General features: G+C 59.6%; 27 protein-coding genes. 16 read left to right on the top strand and 11 right to left on the bottom strand.

Features of this window, described 5'->3' with window-relative positions; genetic code table 11:
* Nucleotides 1-3 precede the first annotated feature (3 nt).
* The 14 genes from rplX to BM113_RS18135 all read left to right on the top strand — a co-directional run bounded on the left by rplX (nt 4) and on the right by BM113_RS18135 (nt 8,250).
* Entirely contained in the window at nt 4-372 is a 369-nt protein-coding gene (gene rplX / locus BM113_RS18200) for a 50S ribosomal protein L24 (RefSeq protein ID WP_089789448.1), read from the top strand.
* Complete coding sequence (locus BM113_RS18195) at nt 369-1,121, top strand: 30S ribosomal protein S4e (RefSeq protein ID WP_089789447.1); 753 nt, start codon at nt 369-371, stop codon at nt 1,119-1,121. Before rplX ends, BM113_RS18195 begins: the two co-directional genes overlap by 4 nt.
* On the top strand, nt 1,118-1,654 hold the full coding sequence (locus BM113_RS18190) for a 50S ribosomal protein L5 (protein ID WP_007141958.1): 537 nt from the start codon (nt 1,118-1,120) through the stop codon (nt 1,652-1,654). Before BM113_RS18195 ends, BM113_RS18190 begins: the two co-directional genes overlap by 4 nt.
* Nucleotides 1,647-1,862, top strand: a complete 216-nt coding sequence (locus BM113_RS18185; RefSeq protein WP_007141957.1) for a 30S ribosomal protein S14 — start codon at nt 1,647-1,649, stop codon at nt 1,860-1,862. The genes BM113_RS18190 and BM113_RS18185 overlap by 8 nt, the downstream gene beginning before the upstream one ends.
* Before the next feature lies 1 nt (nt 1,863).
* Nucleotides 1,864-2,256 carry a 30S ribosomal protein S8 gene (locus BM113_RS18180; RefSeq protein ID WP_007141956.1) on the top strand — a complete coding sequence of 131 codons (393 nt, stop codon included), beginning with the start codon at nt 1,864-1,866 and terminating at the stop codon, nt 2,254-2,256.
* 2 nt (nt 2,257-2,258) lie between these two features.
* Nucleotides 2,259-2,792 (top strand): 50S ribosomal protein L6, encoded by a 534-nt coding sequence (locus BM113_RS18175; RefSeq protein WP_089789446.1) that lies wholly within the window; start codon nt 2,259-2,261, stop codon nt 2,790-2,792.
* Nucleotides 2,793-2,795: 3 nt separating this feature from the next.
* Nucleotides 2,796-3,545 (top strand): 50S ribosomal protein L32e, encoded by a 750-nt coding sequence (locus BM113_RS18170; RefSeq protein ID WP_089789445.1) that lies wholly within the window; start codon nt 2,796-2,798, stop codon nt 3,543-3,545.
* Nucleotides 3,538-3,987 carry a 50S ribosomal protein L19e gene (locus BM113_RS18165; protein ID WP_089789444.1) on the top strand — a complete coding sequence of 150 codons (450 nt, stop codon included), beginning with the start codon at nt 3,538-3,540 and terminating at the stop codon, nt 3,985-3,987. The genes BM113_RS18170 and BM113_RS18165 overlap by 8 nt, the downstream gene beginning before the upstream one ends.
* The gene (locus tag BM113_RS18160) at nt 3,987-4,535 is read left to right on the top strand and encodes a 50S ribosomal protein L18 (protein ID WP_089789443.1); all 549 of its coding nucleotides are present in this window, start codon (nt 3,987-3,989) and stop codon (nt 4,533-4,535) included. Before BM113_RS18165 ends, BM113_RS18160 begins: the two co-directional genes overlap by 1 nt.
* Nucleotides 4,532-5,212: a 30S ribosomal protein S5 gene (locus tag BM113_RS18155; protein ID WP_089789442.1), complete on the top strand. Its 681-nt coding sequence runs from the start codon at nt 4,532-4,534 to the stop codon at nt 5,210-5,212. The genes BM113_RS18160 and BM113_RS18155 overlap by 4 nt, the downstream gene beginning before the upstream one ends.
* A complete protein-coding gene (locus tag BM113_RS18150; protein WP_007141950.1) occupies nt 5,209-5,676 on the top strand; it encodes a 50S ribosomal protein L30 in 468 nt (155 codons plus the stop codon). The genes BM113_RS18155 and BM113_RS18150 overlap by 4 nt, the downstream gene beginning before the upstream one ends.
* 2 nt (nt 5,677-5,678) lie before the next feature.
* Nucleotides 5,679-6,188, top strand: a complete 510-nt coding sequence (locus BM113_RS18145) for an uL15m family ribosomal protein (RefSeq protein WP_089789441.1) — start codon at nt 5,679-5,681, stop codon at nt 6,186-6,188.
* Between the two features lie 3 nt (nt 6,189-6,191).
* A complete protein-coding gene (gene secY, locus BM113_RS18140; RefSeq protein WP_089789440.1) occupies nt 6,192-7,685 on the top strand; it encodes a preprotein translocase subunit SecY in 1,494 nt (497 codons plus the stop codon).
* A gap of 373 nt (nt 7,686-8,058) precedes the next feature.
* A complete protein-coding gene (locus BM113_RS18135; RefSeq protein ID WP_089789439.1) occupies nt 8,059-8,250 on the top strand; it encodes a hypothetical protein in 192 nt (63 codons plus the stop codon).
* Between the two features lie 144 nt (nt 8,251-8,394).
* Here the strand turns inward: BM113_RS18135 and BM113_RS22435 are convergent, their stop codons facing one another.
* The 3 genes from BM113_RS22435 to BM113_RS18125 all read right to left on the bottom strand — a co-directional run bounded on the left by BM113_RS22435 (nt 8,395) and on the right by BM113_RS18125 (nt 13,863).
* Nucleotides 8,395-8,532, bottom strand: coding sequence for a hypothetical protein (locus tag BM113_RS22435; protein ID WP_177209217.1), 138 nt, complete (start codon nt 8,530-8,532; stop codon nt 8,395-8,397).
* Between the two features lie 286 nt (nt 8,533-8,818).
* Nucleotides 8,819-10,258: a site-specific integrase gene (locus BM113_RS18130; RefSeq protein WP_089789438.1), complete on the bottom strand. Its 1,440-nt coding sequence runs from the start codon at nt 10,256-10,258 to the stop codon at nt 8,819-8,821.
* 62 nt (nt 10,259-10,320) lie between these two features.
* Nucleotides 10,321-13,863 carry a UvrD-helicase domain-containing protein gene (locus tag BM113_RS18125; RefSeq protein ID WP_089789437.1) on the bottom strand — a complete coding sequence of 1,181 codons (3,543 nt, stop codon included), beginning with the start codon at nt 13,861-13,863 and terminating at the stop codon, nt 10,321-10,323.
* A gap of 82 nt (nt 13,864-13,945) precedes the next feature.
* On the opposite strand from BM113_RS18125, the gene BM113_RS22430 reads away from it, so the two are divergent.
* Entirely contained in the window at nt 13,946-14,815 is an 870-nt protein-coding gene (locus BM113_RS22430) for a hypothetical protein (protein ID WP_177209216.1), read from the top strand.
* A 281-nt stretch (nt 14,816-15,096) separates the two neighbouring features.
* Here BM113_RS22430 and BM113_RS18115 read toward each other — a convergent pair whose 3' ends face one another.
* The 7 genes from BM113_RS18115 to BM113_RS18085 form a co-directional block, all read right to left on the bottom strand.
* Nucleotides 15,097-15,861, bottom strand: a complete 765-nt coding sequence (locus tag BM113_RS18115) for a hypothetical protein (protein WP_218149972.1) — start codon at nt 15,859-15,861, stop codon at nt 15,097-15,099.
* A gap of 119 nt (nt 15,862-15,980) precedes the next feature.
* Nucleotides 15,981-16,763, bottom strand: coding sequence for an HNH endonuclease (locus BM113_RS18110; protein ID WP_089789434.1), 783 nt, complete (start codon nt 16,761-16,763; stop codon nt 15,981-15,983).
* Entirely contained in the window at nt 16,750-17,256 is a 507-nt protein-coding gene (locus BM113_RS18105) for a hypothetical protein (RefSeq protein WP_089789433.1), read from the bottom strand. The genes BM113_RS18110 and BM113_RS18105 overlap by 14 nt, the downstream gene beginning before the upstream one ends.
* Complete coding sequence (locus BM113_RS18100) at nt 17,253-17,627, bottom strand: DUF7344 domain-containing protein (RefSeq protein WP_089789432.1); 375 nt, start codon at nt 17,625-17,627, stop codon at nt 17,253-17,255. The genes BM113_RS18105 and BM113_RS18100 overlap by 4 nt, the downstream gene beginning before the upstream one ends.
* Entirely contained in the window at nt 17,624-17,770 is a 147-nt protein-coding gene (locus BM113_RS22530; protein ID WP_218149971.1) for a hypothetical protein, read from the bottom strand. Before BM113_RS22530 ends, BM113_RS18100 begins: the two co-directional genes overlap by 4 nt.
* Nucleotides 17,771-18,097: 327 nt before the next feature.
* The gene (locus tag BM113_RS22010; RefSeq protein WP_143095858.1) at nt 18,098-18,703 is read right to left on the bottom strand and encodes a hypothetical protein; all 606 of its coding nucleotides are present in this window, start codon (nt 18,701-18,703) and stop codon (nt 18,098-18,100) included.
* A gap of 485 nt (nt 18,704-19,188) precedes the next feature.
* Nucleotides 19,189-19,377 carry a DUF8065 family protein gene (locus tag BM113_RS18085; RefSeq protein WP_089789429.1) on the bottom strand — a complete coding sequence of 63 codons (189 nt, stop codon included), beginning with the start codon at nt 19,375-19,377 and terminating at the stop codon, nt 19,189-19,191.
* Nucleotides 19,378-19,772: 395 nt separating this feature from the next.
* Between BM113_RS18085 and BM113_RS18080 the strand changes: the two genes are divergently transcribed.
* Nucleotides 19,773-20,507 carry a serine integrase family protein gene (locus tag BM113_RS18080; protein WP_089789428.1) on the top strand — a complete coding sequence of 245 codons (735 nt, stop codon included), beginning with the start codon at nt 19,773-19,775 and terminating at the stop codon, nt 20,505-20,507.
* Nucleotides 20,508-20,518: 11 nt separating this feature from the next.
* On the opposite strand, the gene BM113_RS18075 is transcribed toward BM113_RS18080, so the two are convergent.
* A complete protein-coding gene (locus BM113_RS18075; RefSeq protein WP_089789427.1) occupies nt 20,519-21,028 on the bottom strand; it encodes a hypothetical protein in 510 nt (169 codons plus the stop codon).
* Nucleotides 21,029-21,231 lie beyond the last annotated feature (203 nt).

Here is a 21,231-nt window from a genome sequence, read left to right as displayed (position 1 = left end):
ACCATGACGGAGCAACCCCACAAACAGCGAACGCAGACCGAGCGTGCACCGCTGCACAAGCGACAGAAGCAGCTGCACGCGACGCTCTCCGACGAGCTCCGCGAGGAGTACGACACCCGACGCACCCGTGTCAACGCGGGCGACCGTGTCGAGATCATGCGTGGCGACCACGCCGGCGAGGAAGGCGAAGTCGTCCGCGCGATCCTCGAGGACGGAACGATCCACGTCGAGGACGTTACCGTCGAGACGGCCGACGGCGAGGAAGTGCCGCGACCGCTCGACCCGTCGAACGTCCGTATCACGGAGCTCGACCTGGAGGACGAGCGTCGCGAAGCACGCCTCGAAGGCGAAAACGAAGGTGATAGCGAATGACGAAACACCAGAAACGACTGTCGGTCCCGAAGACCTGGCCGGTCGAGCGAAAGACCGACGTGTTCACGGTCAAGGCCGGCGCCGGTCCCCACGGCGAGGAAGGCGTGCCGCTCGTCGTCCTCCTGCGGGACGTGCTTGGCTACGTGGACTCGACGAAGGAAGCACGGTACGCCCTCTCCGAGGACTCGATCCTCGTCAACGGGGAGCCGATCAACGACGAGCAGCGTCCGATCGGCATCTTCGACATCATCGCGTTCCCCGGTCGAGAGGAGTACTACCGCGTCTTCCCCGACGAGGGCGGTCGGCTCGCGCTGACCGAAATCGACGCGGACGCCGCCGAGAGCCGTCTCGGCAAGATCGAGGGCAAACAGCAGGTGTCGGGCGGCGACACCCAGCTGACGCTGCACGACGGGACGAACGTCCTCGTCGAGGGCGACGGCGGCGAGTACAGCACCAAGGACTCGATCGTCGTCGACAACGAGGACAAGTCGATCGTCGCGCACTTCCCCTACGAGGAAGGCGCCCTCGTGACGGCCGTTCGTGGCAACCACGGCGGCAAGATCGGCGAGATCGAGGACATCGACGTGACGCTGGGCAGCGGCTCGAACACCGTCACCGTCTCGACGGACGACGGCGAGTTCGAGACCGTCGAGGAGTACGTCGTCGTCATCGACGAGAACTTCACGGGTGAGGACTCGTCCTCGGAAGACGCGAACGGTGAAACCGTGAGCACGGGTGATGACGAATGAGCGAAGCTGATACCGGATTCCACGAGATGCGCGAGCCACGCGTCGAGAAGGTCGTCGTCCACATGGGCGTCGGTCAGGGTGGCCGCGAACTCGGCAAAGCCGAGGACATCATCGAGGAGATCACGGGTCAGGAGAGCGTCCGCACCCAGGCGAAAGAGACCGAACCCGACTTCGGCATTCGCCAGGGCGACCCGATCGGCACGAAGGTCACCCTTCGTGGCGAGGACGCTCACGAGTTCCTCGAGAAGGCTCTGCCCCTCGCGGAGATCTCCGAGTCGCAGTTCGACGACACGGGCAACTTCAGCTTCGGGATCGAGGAACACACCGAGTTCCCGAGCCAGGAGTACGACCCGAACGTCGGGATCTACGGGCTGGACGTGACCGTCAACCTGGTCCGTCCGGGCTACCGCATCGCCAAGCGTGACAAGGCGACCCGCTCGATCCCGTCGAGTCACCGACTCACGACCGAGGACGCGGTCGCGTTCCTCGAGTCGACTTTCGATGCAACCGTGGAGGAGTCCGCAGATGAGTGAAAGCGAATCAGAACCAGAGACGGAATCCGAACCGGAAGCCGACGCGGCCGACCGGACCGGCGAGCACGCCGCAAAGCGTACCGGCCAGATCGAGGAGTGCCAGCGCTGTGGCCGCAAGCAGGGTCTTGTCGGCAAGTACGACATCAACCTGTGCCGCCAGTGCTTCCGAGAAATCGCCCGCGACATGGGATTCAGGAAGTACCGATAATATGACAGGCAACGACCCACTCAGCAACGCGCTCTCGGGGCTCGACAACGCCGAGAGCGTGGGGCATCTCACGCACGAGGTAACGCCCGCCTCGAACGAGATCGGCAGCGTGCTCGAGGTCTTCTACGACCGCGGGTACATCGACGGCTTCGAGTACGTCGACGACGGCAAAGCCGGTCAGTTCGAGGTCGAACTGAAAGGAGCGATCAACGAGTGTGGCCCCGTCAAGCCCCGCTATAGTGTCGGCGCCGACGAGTTCGAGAAATGGGAGAAGCGATACCTCCCCGCTCGGGACTTCGGCGCGCTCGTCGTTACGACGAGCAACGGCATCATGAGCCACTACGAGGCTCGCCAGCAGGGCATTGGGGGCCAGGTGATCGCATACGTCTACTAATCATGCGAGTCGAACTGGAAATCCCCGACAACGTAACCGTCGAGAAAGACCACCTCGACGTGACCGTCGACGGACCGGAGGGCAGCGTTACGCGACGCCTCTGGTACCCCGACGTGAGCGTCGACGTGGAAGACGACAGCGTGGTAATCGAAAGCGAAGCCGAGGACGCGAAGACGAACGCGACCGTCGGCACCTTCGAGAGCCACATCGAGAACGCGTTCCACGGCGTAACCGAGGGCTGGGAGTACGAGATGGAAGTCTTCTACTCCCACTTCCCGATGCAGGTCCGCGTGGAGGGCGACGACGTCGTCATCGAAAACTTCCTCGGCGAAAAGGCACCGCGACGCACGACTATCCACGGTGACACCGAGGTCACCGTCGACGACGAGCAGATCGTCCTCTCGGGCCCCGACAAGGAAGACGTCGGCCAGACCGCGGCCGACATCGAGCAGCTGACGCGTGTCAGCGGCAAGGACACGCGTATCTTCCAGGACGGGGTCTACATCACCCAGAAACCCGCGAAGGGGGGTGTCTAATAGATGGCAGACGAACAATCGGAACCGGACGCTGAAGCCGAAGACGAACCGCAGGAACTCGAGGACATCAGCGGCGTCGGCGAGAGCAAGGCCGAGGCCCTGCGCGAGGCCGGCTACGAGTCCATCGAGGACGTCAAGGAGGCCGACCAGGACGACCTGGCCGAGGCCGACGGGATCGGCAACGCGCTGGCGGCCCGTATCAAGGCCGACGTCGGCGACCTCGAGGTCTCCGAGGAGACCGAAGCCGAGATCGAAGACGAGACCCCCGAGGCGGAAGCAGAAGCGGAACCCGACGAGGACGTCGAGACCGAACTGCAGCCCCGCGGGCTCGTCGACAAGACGCCCGAGCTCTCCGAAGAGGAGGAACGCCTCCTCGAGCGGCGCAAAAGCGAGGGCAAGCCGCAGTTCAACCGGCAGGACTACCACATGAAAAAGCGGACGCCGGAATCCTGGCGTCGCCCTCGCGGTCAGCTCTCGAAGCAGCGCAAGGGCGTCAAGGGCAAGGGCCCGAAAGTCGAAGCCGGCTTCCGTACGCCCACGGCCGTTCGGGGCAAACACCCCAGCGGCTTCGAGGAAGTGTACGTCGAAAACGTCGACGACCTCGAGGGCGTCGACGGCTCCCGCGAGGCAGTCCGTATCGCCTCCTCGGTCGGTGCTCGCAAGCGCGAGCGCATCGAGGAACAGGCCGAGGAACAGGGCGTCCGCGTTCTGAACCCGACCTACGAAGAAGTGGAGGTGGAAACGGATGACTGATCTCTCCGCACAGAAGCGACTCGCAGCCGACGTCTTGGACGTCGGCGAGAACCGCGTCTGGCTCGACCCCGACGCCCAGGCCGACATCGCCGAAGCGATCACCCGCGACGAGATCCGCGAACTCGTCGAGGACGGTCGCATCCAGGCCGAAGACGCCAAGGGCAACTCCCGCGGTCGCGCCCGAGAGCGCAACGAGAAACGTGCCTACGGCCACCAGAATGGCCCGGGCAAGCGCAAGGGCAAGAAGGGCGCACGCCAGAACGAGAAAGAGGAGTGGCAGAACAAGATCCGCGCACAGCGCCGGAAGCTGCGTGAACTCCGAGACAAGGGCGAGATCACGCCCACGCAGTACCGCGAGCTCTACAAGAAGGCTGGCGGTGGGGAGTTCCGTAGCGTCCGGTACCTGTTGAACTACATCGACGAAAACTACGGTGACCAATAATGGCGACAGGACCACGATACAACGTTCCGATGCGGCGTCGCCGTGAGGTCCGGACGGACTACCATCAGAGGTTGCGCCTGCTGAAGTCGGGTAAGCCCCGCCTCGTCGCTCGAAAGAGCAACAAGCACACCACGGCGCAGCTGATCGTCCCCGGACCACAGGGCGACGAGACGCTCGCGAGCGCACACTCGAGCGATCTCGAGGAGTACGGCTGGGACGCACCCACGAGTAACATTTCTGCGGCGTACCTGACCGGCCTGCTGGCCGGCACGCGCGCCGTCGAAGCGGGCCTCGAGGAAGCAGTCCTCGACATCGGCCTCAACACGGCGACGCCCGGCAACAAGGTGTTCGCCGTCCAGGAGGGCGCGATCGACGCTGGCCTCGAGATCCCGCACAACGACGCGGTGCTCGCGGACTGGTCGCGTACTCGCGGCGAACACATCGCCGAGTACGCCGAACAGCTCGACGAGCCGCTGTACAGCGGCGAGTTCGACGCAACCGAACTCCCTGAACACTTCGACGAGGTACGAGAGGCGATCCTAGAATGAGCGCAAACGACTACAACGACGACGGTTGGCAGCCCGTCACCCGTCTCGGCCGGAAGGTCCAGGAGGGCGACATCGACACGATGGAGGCCGCCCTCAACTCGGGCCTGCCGCTGAAAGAGCCCGAACTCGTCGACCAGCTCCTGCCGGGGCTAGAAGACGAGGTGCTGGACATCAACATGGTCCAGCGCATGACCGACTCCGGGCGCCGCGTCAAGTTCCGCTGCGTCGTCGTCGTGGGCAACCGCGACGGCTACGTCGGCTACGCGGAAGGTCGGGACGATCAGGTCGGCTCTGCCATCCAGAAGGCGATCGGCATCGCGAAGCTGAACATGATCAAGGTCCCGCGCGGCTCCGGTTCCTGGGAGGACCGCTCGGACCGGCCCCACTCGCTGACCCGACGGACGAAGGGGAAGGCCGGCTCCGTCGAGGTCGAGGTCATCCCTGCCCCCGAAGGGCTCGGGCTGGCCGCCAGCGACACCGTTCGCGCGGTGCTCGAGCTGGCCGGCATCGAGAACGCCTGGACCAAGAGCCACGGCAACACCCGAACCACGGTGAACCTCGCGAAAGCGACGTTCAACGCCCTGGAAAACGCATCCCAGTCGCGTCACCCGGGCGGTCTCCGTGAGGGTAGCGAGCGAGCCGAATCCGACGTGGAAGCCGAGGTGAGCGAACAATGAAGGCAGTCGTGCAGGTTCGTGGCGAAGTGAACCGTCAGCAGAAGGTCCAGGACACCCTGGAGATGCTGAACATTCACGGCGTCAACCACTGTGCGCTCGTCCCCGAGACGGATACGTACGAGGGGATGGTGACGAAGGTCAACGACTACGTCGCCCACGGCGAACCGAGCGCCGACGTGCTCGCGACGCTGCTCGAGCGCCGTTCCGAGCCCCTCGAGGGCCGGCAGGCCGACGTCGACGAGGAGTGGCTCGCCGAGAACACGGAGTACGACGACTTCGACGCGCTCGCCGAGGCGCTGCTCGCCGAGGAGACGACGCTTCGTGACGAGGGGCTGTCGCCGACGCTGCGACTGCACCCGCCACGTGGCGGCCACGACGGGATCAAGAAGCCGACCGTCGAGGGCGGCCAACTCGGAAAGCATACAACCGAGGAAATCAACGACCTCTTAGAATCGATGCGATAACCATGACGAGCAAAAAACGACGCCAGCGCGGATCGCGCACGCACGGCGGTGGCTCCCACAAGAACCGACGCGGAGCGGGCCACCGTGGCGGCCGCGGTCGCGCCGGCCGTAGCAAACACGAGTTCCACAACTACGAACCGAAGGGCAAGCACGGCTTCAAGCGTCCCCAGGACATCCGCGAAGACGTCGCGGAGATCGACGTCCAGAAGCTCGACGAGGACGCGATCCTCTACGCTGCCGAGGGGCAGGCCGAAGAGCTCGACGACGGTGGCTACCGTCTCGACGCGCGCGACATCGTCGAGGACGGCCACGAGGTCGACGTCGTGAAGGTCCTCGGTTCCGGACAGGTCCGCAACCAGCTCGAGGTCACGGCCGACGCGTTCTCCGCGGCCGCACAGGAGAAACTCGAGGAGGCCGGCGGCGAAGCCGTTCTCTCCGAGCGCGGAAAGCAGCGCGCCGAGGAGCAAGCGGCCGACGCCGAAGACGACGAAGACGAACAGAACGAGGACTAACGTATGGGATGGAAGGAAGCCGCTGAACCGGTCCTAACGCGGATGCCCGCAGTGAAGCGTCCGGAGGGGCACGTCCCCTTCAAGCGCAAGCTGGCGTGGACGGCGGGGATCCTCGTGTTGTACTTCTTCCTGACGAACATCGAGATCCTCGGCGCGGCCGGGGGGCAAGACCTCTTCGGAGAGTTCCGCGCGATCCTCGCCGGGTCACAGGGCTCGCTGTTGCAGGTCGGTATCGGACCGATCGTCACGGCGAGCATCGTCATGCAGTTGCTCGGCGGTGCGAACCTGCTCGGGCTCGACACCGACGACCCTCGGGACCAGGTCCTCTACCAGGGCCTCCAGAAGCTGCTGGTCGTCGTCATGACGGCGCTGACCGCCCTTCCGATGGTGTTCGCCGGCGGCTTCCTGCCAGCCCAGGATCAGTTAGTCCTCGGTGGGCTCGAGTTCGTCGGCTCGCAGGTCCAGGTACTAATGTTCCTCCAGATCTTCGCTGGCGGTGTCCTCCTCCTGTACATGGACGAGGTCGTCAGCAAGTGGGGGGTCGGCAGCGGTATCGGCCTGTTCATCGTCGCCGGCGTGAGCCAGCGACTCGTCTCTGGGCTGATCTCGCCGACGCCTCAGGGGTTCTTCTACAGCTGGTACCAGATCCTCTTCACCGACGAGGTCGCCGTCGGCTCGGTGCTCACCGGTGATGGGCTGTTCGTGCTGCTCTCGCAGGACGGCGGACAGCTCCTCGCGCTGTTCACGACGGTCCTGATCTTCGGGATCGTCGTCTACGCGGAGTCGGTCCGCGTCGAGATTCCGCTCAGCCACGCCAGGGTCAAGGGTGCTCGCGGTCGCTTCCCCGTGAAGCTCATCTACGCGAGCGTCCTGCCGATGATCCTCGTTCGCGCGCTGCAGGCGAACGTTCAGTTCATCGGACAGATCATGTTCACCCTCGGTCCGGACCGTGAGGCCGGCCCGATCATCCTGTTCGGCCAGGAACTGCCGTGGCTCGGGGTCTACGACCAGAGCCAGCCCGTCAGCGGGCTGTTCTACTACGTCTCCCCGATCTACAGCCCCGACGACTGGATGTGGTGGACCGGCGAGATCACGGCCGAGGTCTGGATGGTGCTGATTCGCGTCGCCTTCGACCTGACGTTCATGATCGTCGGGGGCGCGGTCTTCGCCATCTTCTGGGTCGAGACGACGGACATGGGGCCGGAAGCGACGGCAAAGCAGATCCAGAACTCCGGGATGCAGATCCCCGGCTTCCGACAGAACGTCGGCGTCATCGAGAAGGTCATGGAGCGGTACATCCCGCAGGTGACCGTCATCGGCGGCGCGCTGGTCGGCCTGCTCGCCGTCATGGCGAACATGCTCGGTACCATCGGTTCGGTCACCGGGACCGGACTGCTGCTGGCAGTCTCCATCACCTACAAGCTCTACGAGGAGATCGCGGAAGAGCAGATGATGGAGATGCATCCGATGATGCGCCAGATGTTTGGCAAAGAGTAAGAACATTTGTAGAACGCCACCGCGGCGTTCGATTTCTTCTCTTCGCAAAGTCCGTTAGTAGCGACATCTGGTTATTCTTCATCACCGAATTATTCGGGATTTGGTTCAAACATATTCCCGAGACTCAAGACGATCAGAGCTGGTCGTAATCCGTACGCGTCGTTGAAGTATCATTTACGGACCGATCCGTCTTTAGCTAAGAGAAAAACCACGTGGCAGCGGCGGCTTATCGAGGCTACTTTTCGAGGAATGAGGAGGCGTCCGCTGTCCCGTAGTCGTCCGCCGGTTCGAATCGTGGCTTCTTGGACTGTTCGGTCGGGGTTGTCTGGACGGGACAGATTATAGTGATTCGAGCGGTGAGCAACCATTAGGTATGACGGTGCACGGACGCGAAATCGCCAGTAACGCGCGGCAGCGATGGACCAGGACTGTCGCGGCGCTCGTGACCGGGGTCGTCGCGGTCATGGTCATTCAAGACGTTGCTCCCGCGTGGACTCTGTGGGTTGTTGGGATCGTCTTCGCGCTCGCGCTCGTCGTTGAGTTAGTTGGAATCGTCAATCGCTGAGTGTGAGTCGGACGGTCGTTTTGTCCACCGTTGACAATCTTTCCCTCGTCGTTGAGGGTCGATGGTTGTTGCTTGCCTGACCAGATCGCTTCCACACCACTAGGAGCAGCTGATGTGGTGGTGTGAACAGGATTCAATCGCCAGTCACTCGGGGTACGGTTCCTTCCAGCGCTCCGTGGCGGCGTTGTCATTAAACGGTACCTCGATGTCTTCGTCCGGCCACCCGCCGTCTATGTCGTCTGGATATGGTTCTGTCCAATCATCATCGTTGTCGTTGGTCATGGTCGTTGTGACGTGATTGAACGTCAAACCGATTTCGCCGGTGTGCCCGCAGCTTGCCTGCCCAGATCGATCAGACCATCGGTGTCTATTGCCCGTGATGCCGTGCCGAATCTGTGATGAACCTATCTTGGGTCTCTATCAAGTGATAATGATTACCTCGGTGCAAGTCGGATCTGGTTACTTCAAGAGTGGTGTGCGCCATATCGTACTACCCCGCACCGCTGGTGATTTCCTTACGGAAATGTTTTTCGCCGAAACGGGCTTGGCGCGCACCCCGCCAGTGCGTCTACTGAAAGAGAAGAATGAGATTTAACGACAGCGGACACACAACCAGCACGAGATACGCAGCCATCCCTTTCGCCAGTCGTCCCGCATCTGGGGCAGCGCCCTCGCCAACCGTCCAGTATTCGGTCCACTCTCGACCAAGCCGTTCCCCAACAGCACTAGCCGTAAATGCGGCAACGCCCGTGAACGTCGCCGCTGCCATCCTGTCGTTGGTGTGATCCTCGTCGAAATAGTCTGACAGCCGTGTGTCCACTGTCTCCGCACGGTACTCTTCCGGTGGCGTATGCTCGCTTGGATCCACACGGTGTGGGTCTGCAAGGTCTGCAAGCGTCGTCGCTGTCGTAACGGGCCGGCCATCATCGAACTGAACGCGGTCAGAATCCCAATCCAAATGGCCAGGGAGATCGTGTTTCCGGGGGTCGTAACTTAGCTCGTCCACATCAGGGAAGCCGGCATAGTTGTAGGGGAGTGAAGCTTTGCGCGGATGTACAAGCCGAATCGGAGTGTCACGTTGCTCGTGGTGGCGGGCAAGCCGGACATCCCGGTCAAACCGAGATCCGTCTGGCGTGATCGGCGCGAACGGCTCTCCCTCGAATGGGATCGGATTCATCACGACTGGAAACCGATACTCGGGCTCGGCTGGCACGACCGGTGGCGCTTCGTTTTCCTTTCCTAACAGCGAATACACCTTGTGGCTGGTAATGCGGCCACTCTCCCGCAGGTACCGGGCAGCAGTCTGAATATCCTGCCAACCCGCAAGGTCGCACAACATCTTCGGGTCAACCGAGATATCCGCGAGAAACGTGAGACCAGTTGCGCGAAGCGGATGGGGAGACAGCTCATCAGGGTCCAAGCCGTTAGCGTTTTCTGCAGCTTTCGTAATCAACCGGCTCACCGAGTACCGCTGGTGTTGAAGGCAGTCATTGTGGTCGAAGAAGGTCATGAGGCATGCAGTGATGCGTTCAGACCACCCGAACGGGACGGTGCGTGCTGACCGGTTGTATTTCGGCTCCCACCGCTCACTATAGAGGATGTCCTCTAGCGTCTCCGGCCGACAGTAGCTCGCCTTCTCAACGACGGTATCGCGGGCGTCTGCATTCAGGTCTCGCCACTTAACGTCGTCAGCCCACTCGCCTTTCTCCTGGAGTTCCGATAGGCCGCGACGGCCCCAGATGTCGCGGGCAGTGAGCCAACACCGTTTGCAGCCGCAGGGGTCGTAGCTTGGAATCTTGATTTCGCCGCGCCGCCAGTCGATCCACTCCTCACGAAGGTGCTGAATCTCTTGCAGGCGGAGGCCAAGTCGGCCAGCGAGCAGGATGATGTAGCAGGCGGCGAGCCGAGCACTGGGATCCTCAATCCTGAGCGCGCCCTGATAGAGCCTGAAGTAGGCGTCCGTATTGAGGGCTTTATCGGCCGATGGAAGGGCATTCGGGTTCGTCATGCACCCCTTGTATGAGCGTCTGCGGGAAAAGGGTCAGCCGTGAGACAGGGCATAGCAGACTGTTACTGTCGAACCAGAGAGGCAAGTCTCCGTTCGATAATCTCCGACGGCCACCCTGATTTGATTGTGTCACGCTCAACCCCGAAGGTCTCCACTGCCCGATTCACGGGTTTTGTCGAGCACTCCTGCTGTTCAAAGAGGTACGAGTAGGCTGCCACCTGGAGTTCGTACCGATGTCGTGTCTCCGGCGTTTGGTCCGTCAGTGTAATCTTCACGTCGGTCACGTGCCGTTCACCCGAGGGCAGTTCGACGACGAAATCCGCTTCGCCATGAATTTCGATCTCGACGCCATCGATCGTGCTGAGTCCGTCGATCGGCTGTTCGACGGTTGTAATGGTTTGAGGATCACGGATTCGCTCCCAGAGGTCTGACGCGAGGAAGTCGTCTAGAACCACCGCAAAGAACGCCCACAATCCCTCGCGTTCGTCAGACCCGATCTTGGGTGCCATCTCCTTGACCTTCTCGTCGAACACTCGCCGAACGTCGTCGTTCATCCTTCGTAAGGAGTTTTCAGGAACGTCACACTCTACTAACTCGGTGAGGACGTCGTGTAGACACGTCCCGACTTCACCGGGACCTAATCGATCGAACTCTAAGGGGAGGTCGTCGGGAACGTCGTTCGTCTCGGTGTGAAGCGAGTCTCCGAGGAGGTGAGCGATGAGATACTCATCCTGACCCTCGGTCAGCGGATACATCGTACTAGGGTTGACGAATCTCGGAATCCACGGGTCGAGTCGATCACGACGAGGTTGAGAAACGGCGACGTCCGTGTCCGGCGTAGGCTCTCGCACATCTGATCGTCGCGCGAATAGATCGACGTCATTAACGCCGATTTCGATCGAGTCGCCGTTCGGATCCGTATCAGGAACCGACAGCGTATACGAGTCAGTCCCTCCCTGATAGTTGAGTTCATCTCGAATGGTATCGAGCCACCGATCACGATGCCGGTCAGTAGTCAGAACTGACCGTGGAAGCGGGATAACGAGGTGATCGCGCGCACGGGTGAGTGCAACGTATAGCAGTCTCCATCCTTCAGCGCGCTCGTTTCTGGCGACCTGACAGAGCCGTTCGGTACCGACGAGACCGTCTCTTCCCGCTGAATCGGTGACCAAATCGCACCACAATGCGCTCACCCATCGAAGTCCGGCATCACGATCCCAGCTATTCGCCGGATCGAACAGGCCACCTTCGAACGGTGGGATGGTGATCTCTTCAGGGAGATTTACGTTCTCCGGCGGGGCGAGGCCCACGATGGACCCTTGCGCGATGAACCGCTGATTGTGCGGACCGGGTGCCCAGAGGTCAAATCCTGGATCTGCGATGACGACGACATCGTCTTGGTCGCCTTTCGATCGATGCGCTGTTTGGAATTCCACGTCGTATTCGGAACCCGCCGTGCTCGGTTGCGGTGGGCCGTCATCCGGTTCTTCTCGAAACGGAGCGACCAGTTCGATCAGGTCGTCCAGAGTGGAGTGATCGTCACCTACCCACTGAGCGATTGTCTCGACGAGGGCGTCGAGGTTTGCGACGCGCTGTTCGGAATCAGTGTCCGTGAAGTAGCCGTTCGAATCCGCTCTGAGCGAAAGCGCCTCGACGACGTCTTCGACGTACGCCCCGGCAGGTCGCATTTCGGACGTGTCGCGCTGATCACGAAGATGGACGAGACCGGTTAGCGTGCGTCGTTGTGCCTCGGTGAGGTCCGACTGAATGTCGTCGTCGCCGAGTACACCGTTGAGACGCCAGTCGTGATCGGAGAAGGCACCTTCCAGTGTGCCGATTCCCAGAGCGGATTCGGTGATGAGTGTTCTCGTTCGGTCAGGAGATCCTGGTTGAACGAGCCAGTCACAAACGTCGAACACCGTACTGACTGCGGGGCAGTCGAACAGTGACTCACTCGCGTTCCGCACGCGGAGTCCCTCTGCGGCGAATGCCGCCTCATAATCGCTCATTCGTGCCCGCTTCCGAAAGAGGACAGTGATCCCCAATGGGGTGCCAGTATCGTCAGCGAACGTCCCGTCGACAAGTCCCTGCGAGAGATGCGTCGCCAGTATATTCGCCTCGCCGACGCCGTCACCGGGGTTCGCCCAGTCTGCTGATCCGGGGGTACCGACGCCGGTGAACGAGGAGATATGCACCGCCGTCTCGTCGCTCCCGTCACGCGCAGCTTCCAGCGGAGAGAACGTCGTATCGAGGGTACCGAGATCACCGCGCGACGGGTCCGAGAACACCGGTTCGGAAATCGAGTTGATCGCCGTGGCGACGTCCGGAACGCATCGGTACGTCGTCGTCGCGGTCCGATTCTCGTGCGTGTCCCAGTCAATGCCGAGGTACGTTCCGCTCGTCGTCGCCGTTTCGAACCAGGACGGATCTGCATGCCGCCAGAGATAGATCCCCTGTAGAGCGTCACCGACCGCACAGACGCGCGTCTCGGGCGTGACGAGGTGAGCGAGCGCTGCGTGTTGGATCGCAGAAACGTCCTGCGCCTCGTCGATGATCACGCTTCTCAATCGGGCACGATGCCTTTGGAGAATACGCTCCCGATGTCGTTCGTCGATCTCGTCGAACACTTCGAGAGACGCTGTTGCGTCCGCAGCGTCGTCGAAATACCTGGCCACAAGAAACGCGACGTCGGTGTGTGAAACGACGCCGTGCTCTCGTATCGCTTCTCGATAGGCATCTCGGTACGCCGAGAGTACTGTACAGAAGTCGTCGATACGCGCACACCACGCTTCGTACAGGGTTCGATCCGCCTCTACGACACGGTCTCGATCCTCACCTTCGACTGCCTCGCGGACTCGTTCCCCGATACTCTCGTCATCAACGCAACGTTCGACTGCTGCGACGACATCGCGGAACGCCTCTGGTTCGCCTTCCGCGTACACCGACTCCCGCGTCAGTTCGAGTTCTGACCGGAACGCTGACGTCGTAAGTTGCTGGTCACGACAGTACTCGACGGCCCGGACGAGCATTTCGGCGACACTGTCGTCGTACTCCCCGTCGGGGTAGGCAGCCTCCAACTGTTCGAGGCGAGTCGAATACTGAGGTTCGTCACGAAGTGTCTCGTAACACTCGACGTGGACCTGCGTCAGGAGTGCCTCGTTCCCGATTGCGGGTACCTCCTCGAACCCTGCATCTGATGCGATCTCTACGAGCACGCCTCGAAGGAGACTGTCGATGGTTCCGACGTACGGCGCTTGACGAACGCGCTGGATCAAATACTCCAGTTCGTCGTCGCTCACGTCGGTTGCCGCCGGAACGAGTTCATGTTCGACGATCGTTCGAAGCCGGTCACAGATTTCGGGAACGATCGCGGCGGCCTCGTCCCGGTTGAACGAGATGACCGCGACGTGCTGCTCCGGCGTCGGACTGCCTGCGACGTACCGACGAAGAACGTCCTCCGCAGCAAGGTGGTGTGCGACCACCGATTTTCCCGAACCGGGGACGCAATTCAGAGTGAACAATCCCGTCTCGTTGTCGAAGTAGGCACCTCGAATCTCGCGTTGTGCGCCCTTCAGCCGAATCGGATCGTCGTTGGGCTCACTCATTGGCGGTCGCCTCCGCTCGTTCTTCGAGGAAGTCCTGTATTTCCGGGGGAAGCTCTCGATTCGTGCTCAGCAGTTGCTGACGGTGGGATTCGGCGACCGTCTGAAGATCGAGATGATCGAGGAACGGCGACGAATGGACGTCGTCACCATCGACCGTCTGGGTGTGGCGCGTGAGTATTACGCCCGTTCCAGCAGCTCGGAACACGTCCAGGAACTGGTCGCGGTCACGTCCGTCCGTCCACGCCGTTCGAGGAGCGAGCTTCGAGGTGTCATCGTCGCCTCGGAGAACGACTTCCTGGAACTCCGGTGGAACCACCGATTCAGTCGCTCGTGGCCACTCGTCAGCGGTCATCCCGACGGCAATCACGTACTGGACGTCAAGCATCCATACGTCGTTAGCTTCGAGGATGTCCAGCGCCCGAGCGTTGGAGTGTTCGCGTCGCCCCGGGCGTTGGGTGGCGATCACGTTGGCGAGATCGGCGACATCGCCCCAGGATCGTTCGAGCGTTTCTTCTTGGAGTCGATCCGCGAATTTGTGGCGAAGTTGTTGGACGAGTGTTCGTCCGCGGACGACCGCCCGTGCGTCGGTCTCGGTATCGAGCAGCGCTGGCGAATCGCTCTCCCTCGTCACCGCGAGGCCGTGATCGGCGTACGCTTCGACGACGTCGCCGAGAACAGACGTGACGGTCTCCGGGTTCGGCTCCGGAACGTCGGCGAGCCACTCTACGAACGTCGTGAAACGGGCGTCGGCGTCGTCGATCGTTTCCAACACCTCAATCCACTCCTCGGTTGGGCGTGCACCCTGGGGAAGCGCGTGTTTCACTCGGTACAGCGTCGCCGGATCGACCGGCCAGTCGTCGGATGGCGCGTTCGATGGCGCCCATCGATGTTCGAGCGGACGAAGCAGCGTTCTCCGGTCGAGTTCGTCCGCGTCGAGTGCCTCACAGACTGATTCCACGAGCGCGTACGGGCGCGTCCTCGTGACGTAGAGTTGCCTCCAGAATACGGGCGCAATTCCGTATTGGATGGCTGCTCTGAAGAGCGACTGTTCGTACGAGTCGAGATCTCGGGCGACGACTGCGATATCCCGGATCGGGACGTCCCGATCGCGCAGCTCCGCAACGATCGCCATAGCGCTTCGAGCTTCTTCTCGCCGCGTTGGCGACACGAGTTCAACTGTCGGAACCGTTGGCGGATCGAACGGGCGAGAGAGTCTCAGTCGTTCTGAGATCGTCATTCGAACACCACCTGTCCAGGCCCCTCGATGTCGAGTAGTGCGGGCATACGCCTCTTCAGGTATGCTCCCGAACCCTCGCGGAAGTGGACGTGAACGTCGATCGACGTCGTCGCTAACAGCGCGTGTAACAAGTCCGCGTGCGGTGCGGAGAGGCCGCTCAGACCGAGCAATGTGACGCGTTCGATTTCCGGATACGCTTCAGTCCACGCTGAGCCGCTCGACGATACGATGGTTCGTGTCGCTCGCCGTACGAGGTCCGTCTCAGAGGTCGCCTTCGCCGTTCGGTTCTGGAGCCTACGTTCTACGGCGAGCGCGAGATTGAGGATCTCTCCGGTTTCCGAATCGATTGGCGCGTACAGACCGTCAGCCGCGTGTTTCCACACTTCGATTCGTTCTGGATGGAAGTTGGTGACCGCTTCCACCTCTGTACGGATCTGTTCGATGTATCGTGAATCGTGTGACGACACTCCCGGCGGGAGCGAGAGGGGGTCCATATCCCCTTCAGCCAGCTCAGTCAGTATGGACCGGACCTGTGCGAGACGGTCGATACGATCGATCGCTTTGTTCGGTTCGCCAGCGGCACTCAGGATTCCTTTGCTCACCCCTTCCGGGTCATCGAACGCGAACGCGTCCTTCGGTGCGTTTCGTTCACGAAGCCGGCGCTGAACGTTCCGTCGGTGAAGTTCCACTGGTGCGACCACGAGTTCTGTCGGCTGTGAACAGCAACGTGCTCGCTCGAACAAGTGTTCCTCGTCCCCCACGTGAAGGGTTAATCGCTTCGTCAGTTCCTGGTGACGTACATATGCATCTCCCATCCGTCGGCCCCGACACGATTGGTTCGTTCTCATTCCTACACAAGTCAATATAGAATACTTATCGGTCATTTCGAACCAATCTCTTCGAACAACCGTCCCATTCCATCGACCACTCGTTCGAACTCGTCCTCGTCCATCAGCGCTCCAGGATGATCGTCGTCGTCGAACGGCACGCGAACTGCGCCCGCACGCTTGCTGATGTAGAACGTCGCTCGCCGAGAACGACCGAAGAACAACGCGAGCGTCGATCGACTCACGCCGGCGTCGAGAAGCCGTCGGAGCAACTCGTCCCGCAGCCGATCCACCAATTCCTCTTCGTTATCCGGGATTCGCCCGCGGACGGTCCTTCCGATGTCGTCGGGATACCCCCACTCGTCTGTGTCGAGATCCTTGTCGATCAGCGGACCATCCAACGAGTCCACATCCCGATCGATCGACATGAGCGTCCAGAGCCGCTCGATGATCGACGTTCGCGCAGACCCACTCGTGGCCTCGCGTATTTCGCTCGTCGTCGCTGGCCCGTGTTCGTACAGGTACACGAGGATCTCGATGTCCTTGTAGAGAAGATTGACTTCGGCGGCGACGTCGTCGATGTCGAACGGAAGATCGTCCGTAGTCGTCCGGTGGGTCACCAAGTGGTGACATGGGATACACATCGTCGTTCCGTTGTCGGGATGATCCCGATCGATCAACTCCGGTTCCTCCTGCATGTGGTGGGCTTCGAGGTCGATGTTTCCACCGCGCTCGGGGCCGAGCCGCCCACAGACCTGACACTGATGATTGTCCCGTTTCAGGATCTGTTTCCGAACGCTGGTGGGGAACGTACGGTATCCGTCACTGCGTCCCATCGGTCCCCTCCACGTTTGAACCGGTTTCGTAGTTGGTTCCGCTCGATTCCTCAATCGTGACGTCGCTCAACAGCAGTGGCCTTCTGCTCTCTGGATCATCCCACGGAGCGATCCACGCGGAAGCGATCACGTCCAGTCCATCCGGTCGTGGATCGAGCGGTACGTCGCACTCGTCGCACACGCACTGATCGAGGTACCACGTCAGCAGTTCCAGCGGTCTTCTGGCGCGAATCATTACGGGCCTGTGCGCCGTGAGCCCGCGGTCACACTGACTACATGTCGTATCCTCCGGAAGCGACCAGCCAGTCAGCGCCTGTTCGGCAGCGGCCTCAAGTTTCTTCTTCGAGTACGATCCGATCACGCAGACTTCCGGATCGCCCTCCTGCCCATCAGCGGCGAGGCATTCCAGGAGCTGGAGTGTCCGGTCGAACTGGTACGTGAGATTCCGGACGACCATCTCGTCGGTTAGTCTCTCTTCCGAAATTCTCGTCATTCGCACGCACCCTCCGGCTTGTAGCACGCGGTCGTGATCTCGCGGATGTGGCGCGCGATCGGTTGTGTAGCATCCGTTGGTGAGACCTTCTTCGCACGTTCGTCGTAATCGGCAACCCCCAACTCATCCAACGTCTCCAAATGTGATTGAATCAGCGAGATGTACACTCGGGTTCGCTGCTCGCTCGTTACTTCGCTTGGATCGACGAGATTTTCGATGGCCGCGATTTCGAGGGCCAGCTCCGAGGCTGTAAGCGGATCCTCCGACTGGGCGAGTGAGAGTAGAATCCGACGTCGCCGGCTGTTCGAGACCGCTTTGAACGCATCATTGGGGTCGATGGGGATGGCGTATCCGTGATCGATTCCGGTCATCGGAACCCCCCGGCGAGATGCTCCCCGCTACACGTCAACACGATCGCTTCGCGTTCCGCTTCCCCGATCAGGTCAACGTAACCGCCATCTGCGAGCCGTCTAAGTAGACCGTCCAGTTCATCGTCGGAGAGATCGGTCTTCATAAGGAGGTCTCTCCGCGTCGTTGAGCCTCCGCTATTCCGTGCGTGGCGAACAATTCGTCTGCTTTGTGTATCGTGTTCGGTAACGATCTCCGTCTCCTCGGCCGGCCGAGAGACAGAGTTATCACTCCCGACACGATTAGTGTCTTTTGCTGTCATCCTTGGCAGCGTCTGTTCCCCGGTGCTGCAACACCGGGGGGCGATTTCAGCCGGTTTTGGGTAGTAGATACAGTATAAAAACTATTTGTATATTTAGTGACCGGTACGCTGACGAGTGTTCGCGGCCTTCTCGCGTAGGATTGCTTCGTTCAGTTAAGAAAGAGTTAGCAATTACAAGAAGTCTGGTTCTTGATCGCAGTCTAACGGGACACTCTTCCAAATACGTTCTAATGCACTTCGACTCTTCCAACCCTCTTTTTCAGCAAGCTCGTTGATCTCGGAACACGCTTCGTCTTCCGTCAGATATCCTTCTTTCGCCAATATCCCAAGTGGCACGCCCAATGATGGCAATTCGATTCCTAACTCTTCAAGGTCCAGCTTTCGCTGAATGTAGGCGCGGCCTCCCTCAGCGCGATCCTCGTTGCCTTTGTCCATCATCAGGATTGCTTCAACCGTATCCGAATGTTGCTTTGCTAACGGCGGAAGACTATGTTCACCCAGTGTGATCCCCGATTGTCCGCAGAATTCTCGTGTGATCGTTGACGTCTCGTCTTCGATCGCATCTAAAACTCGCTGAGCTGCATCTGCTCTGGCCTTTGCATCAGCATCGTATTTTTCTCCACCCGAAAGATCCGTGTGGTCGAGCAGCTCTCTATAACAGACATTCGTTGTTGTGAGATACAATTGTGACCGGATCACGTCCCAGCAATCAAGCCTCGCATACGCTATGAGTGCATCAGTGTCTGCGAGTATCGGGTGGACAGAACGATCAGCCATAGGAACGGGGAAGATAGTAACGTGTTAGATTTAGTCAACGAACCGACTCGTGTCTCCCGATAGAAGAGAGTCCGCCCCACTCGCCATTAATTGACTCTCCTCGAAATCATCGTCACCGAGCAACCGACGTGCGGCTTGCTCTGAAATCTCACCATCTTCGTACAAGCCCAGTACACGAGCTTTGGCCGAGTCATCGAGACTATCACGGAGTGTCGGAATGAGTCGATCTTCGATCGACTCGTCAGTCACCGATTCAGCAATGCGAACCGCCTCACTGAGAGAATGGGATTTTGTAGACATTGCTGATCTCTTGGAAGAGGGTACGCTAGCGGCCCGAATAAACTTTCGGTCGAGATCGAACATAGCCAGCCAAATGCAGTCGAGCTATTCTGTACTACCCTGAGTCGGGTTGGGACTCCGATCTGCGTAATTCAATAGGGTCTACTCAAAACGAATTCGTCGAGTCTCCTGCTCAAGCTGAAGAGTCATTCAATGTCGTCGCAGGCAAAAACCACGCTCGTATCGAGTTCCATCGCCGATTTGAACGCTTCCACATCAGCCTGCATCGCATCGATAGTCTCGTCGCCAAGTGCTTCTCGAACCTCTTGCTCCGTGATCTCGCCACACCGATACCGTTCGTATGTCCTGATCTTCTCCGCCTCGATCTCGTCCATACTCGTTTATTCACCTCTTGGCAAATTAAGACTCTGTGGTAGAGAAGAGCCATAGGCAGTTCTCTCAAGACGAGTTTCTCGAATGACTCCGGCGTGGACCATCTCCCAAATGCGATATCCGCAGAGAGCCGCGGAGTCTTCACTCACGAGGGAGCCCTGTAAGAAGATTTGTTCAGGAAACCTGGAGTTCCTGAACACTCCGAAATACCTTTAGTTCTACCGTTAGAAATAACGGTATAGACAGATGCCAAAGATTCAGCTCAAATCCAACGGTCAATATGTGGTGACAATCGACAAAGGAATCGGTGACGCAATGGATTTAGCCGGCGCTGATGCGGAGTGGTCCATCGCTTCACGGAACAAACTCGAACTTCAAATTACATCCCGTCAAACCGATGAGTAAGGCACTGGCATGGATTCGAAAATCGAGAGGCTCTGACGACGATATCGGCTTGGAGGAGCAACGCGAACTGGTTCTCGAACTGGCACACGAGGTAGCTGAAGAGGTAGTCTGCCTCGATCTCGGCGTTCATACGGGATTCAGTACGATGTCGCGCAAGGACGACAGTGGGCTCTTAGATCAAAATCCGGACGTTCTCGACGTAATTGACCGATTGGAGCAAGGCGAATTCGATTACCTCGTCGCGTTTGATGACCGTCGGATTTGCCGCGATAATTATCTGACCATCATTCAATATTCTTGTAACCAAGGAGACGCCGAGATCGTCTACGTTGGCGATGTTGCGGATGATGATCTCACGTTCGACATTCATCGACGCATCGAGCGTGAGACGAAAGAGGAGGAGATCCGAAAAGCGAAACGAGCACTGGAACGGCGGCGTGAGAAGGGATACGATGAGGGGCGGCCTCGCTGGGGAACAAAGTACGACTCGGAAAATGCATATCTCGTGCCGGACCCAGATCAGTTTCCGGATGCACTACTAGCGATCAGGATGGCAGAATCGAAGAGCCCTCGGTTCAGTTATCGGGATATTATCGAACAAACAGAGATCAATTCCACTGGGACCTTGAAAAACATCTTGGATTCTCGGGAGTGGTATCACAAACTGGCTGAAGAGCATGATATACAGTGGCCATCGATAGAATCGTGTGTTTCTCGGGTCCAATAGAAGGCGAAATGCTACGAAGTCGGCCCAGACGAGCTTTGTTCTGTATCGTCACCCGGATTTGTTTCTATTGTAACATCAATATCATCGGTAGGGTCTAACCCATCTGCAAAGAGTGCTCCCATTCTAATACTCAGTTCGAGGCCTTCTGGTTGCATCGCTTCATAGAAGAACGCCGAGATACGCGCCCAAAGGATAAAATCCTCCGTTGCATCATCTGATGGGTCCTCCTCAAAGAGATCTTCCTGGAAGAATAGTCCTGAGATGTGATCCGTATCGAACCAATCCCACTGTTGGAGAATTGCGATGTCGATGAGCGCCTTCTTTATGCACTCTTCGAGATACCATTGATAGGCTTCTGATGGAGGTTTCTGCTTTCCATTCATCTCATCGAGGATGGTCCTGATATCGAATCCGTCCAGGAACCCGTTTTCCTCTTGCTGCGCCAGTTCTCTAACTTCCTCTTCGTTCGGATTTGCAAGAACGGGGAAACCGCAGTTCCCGCAGTAGTTCGCTTCGGGCATTGAAACTGCCTCTCGGCACCGGATGCAAGATTCCATACTCCAAATTTGCCGATAAAGCGCTTAAACAGGGATCCCACAGCAGTTTGAATGACGCTGAAGTATACCTTTTCCGTTAGGATCTGCTTCTTTCGGCAGAGTACAAATTAGACAAAGGCCGTATCTCACCATCGCCGGAAGATTCAGGTATCTGATCTACGAGTTCC

The sequence above is a fragment of the Natronobacterium haloterrestre genome (genome assembly GCF_900112205.1).
In the GTDB taxonomy this organism is placed as follows: Archaea; Halobacteriota; Halobacteria; order Halobacteriales; family Natrialbaceae; genus Natronobacterium; species Natronobacterium haloterrestre.
This window is presented reverse-complemented; position numbering and strand designations above follow the sequence as displayed.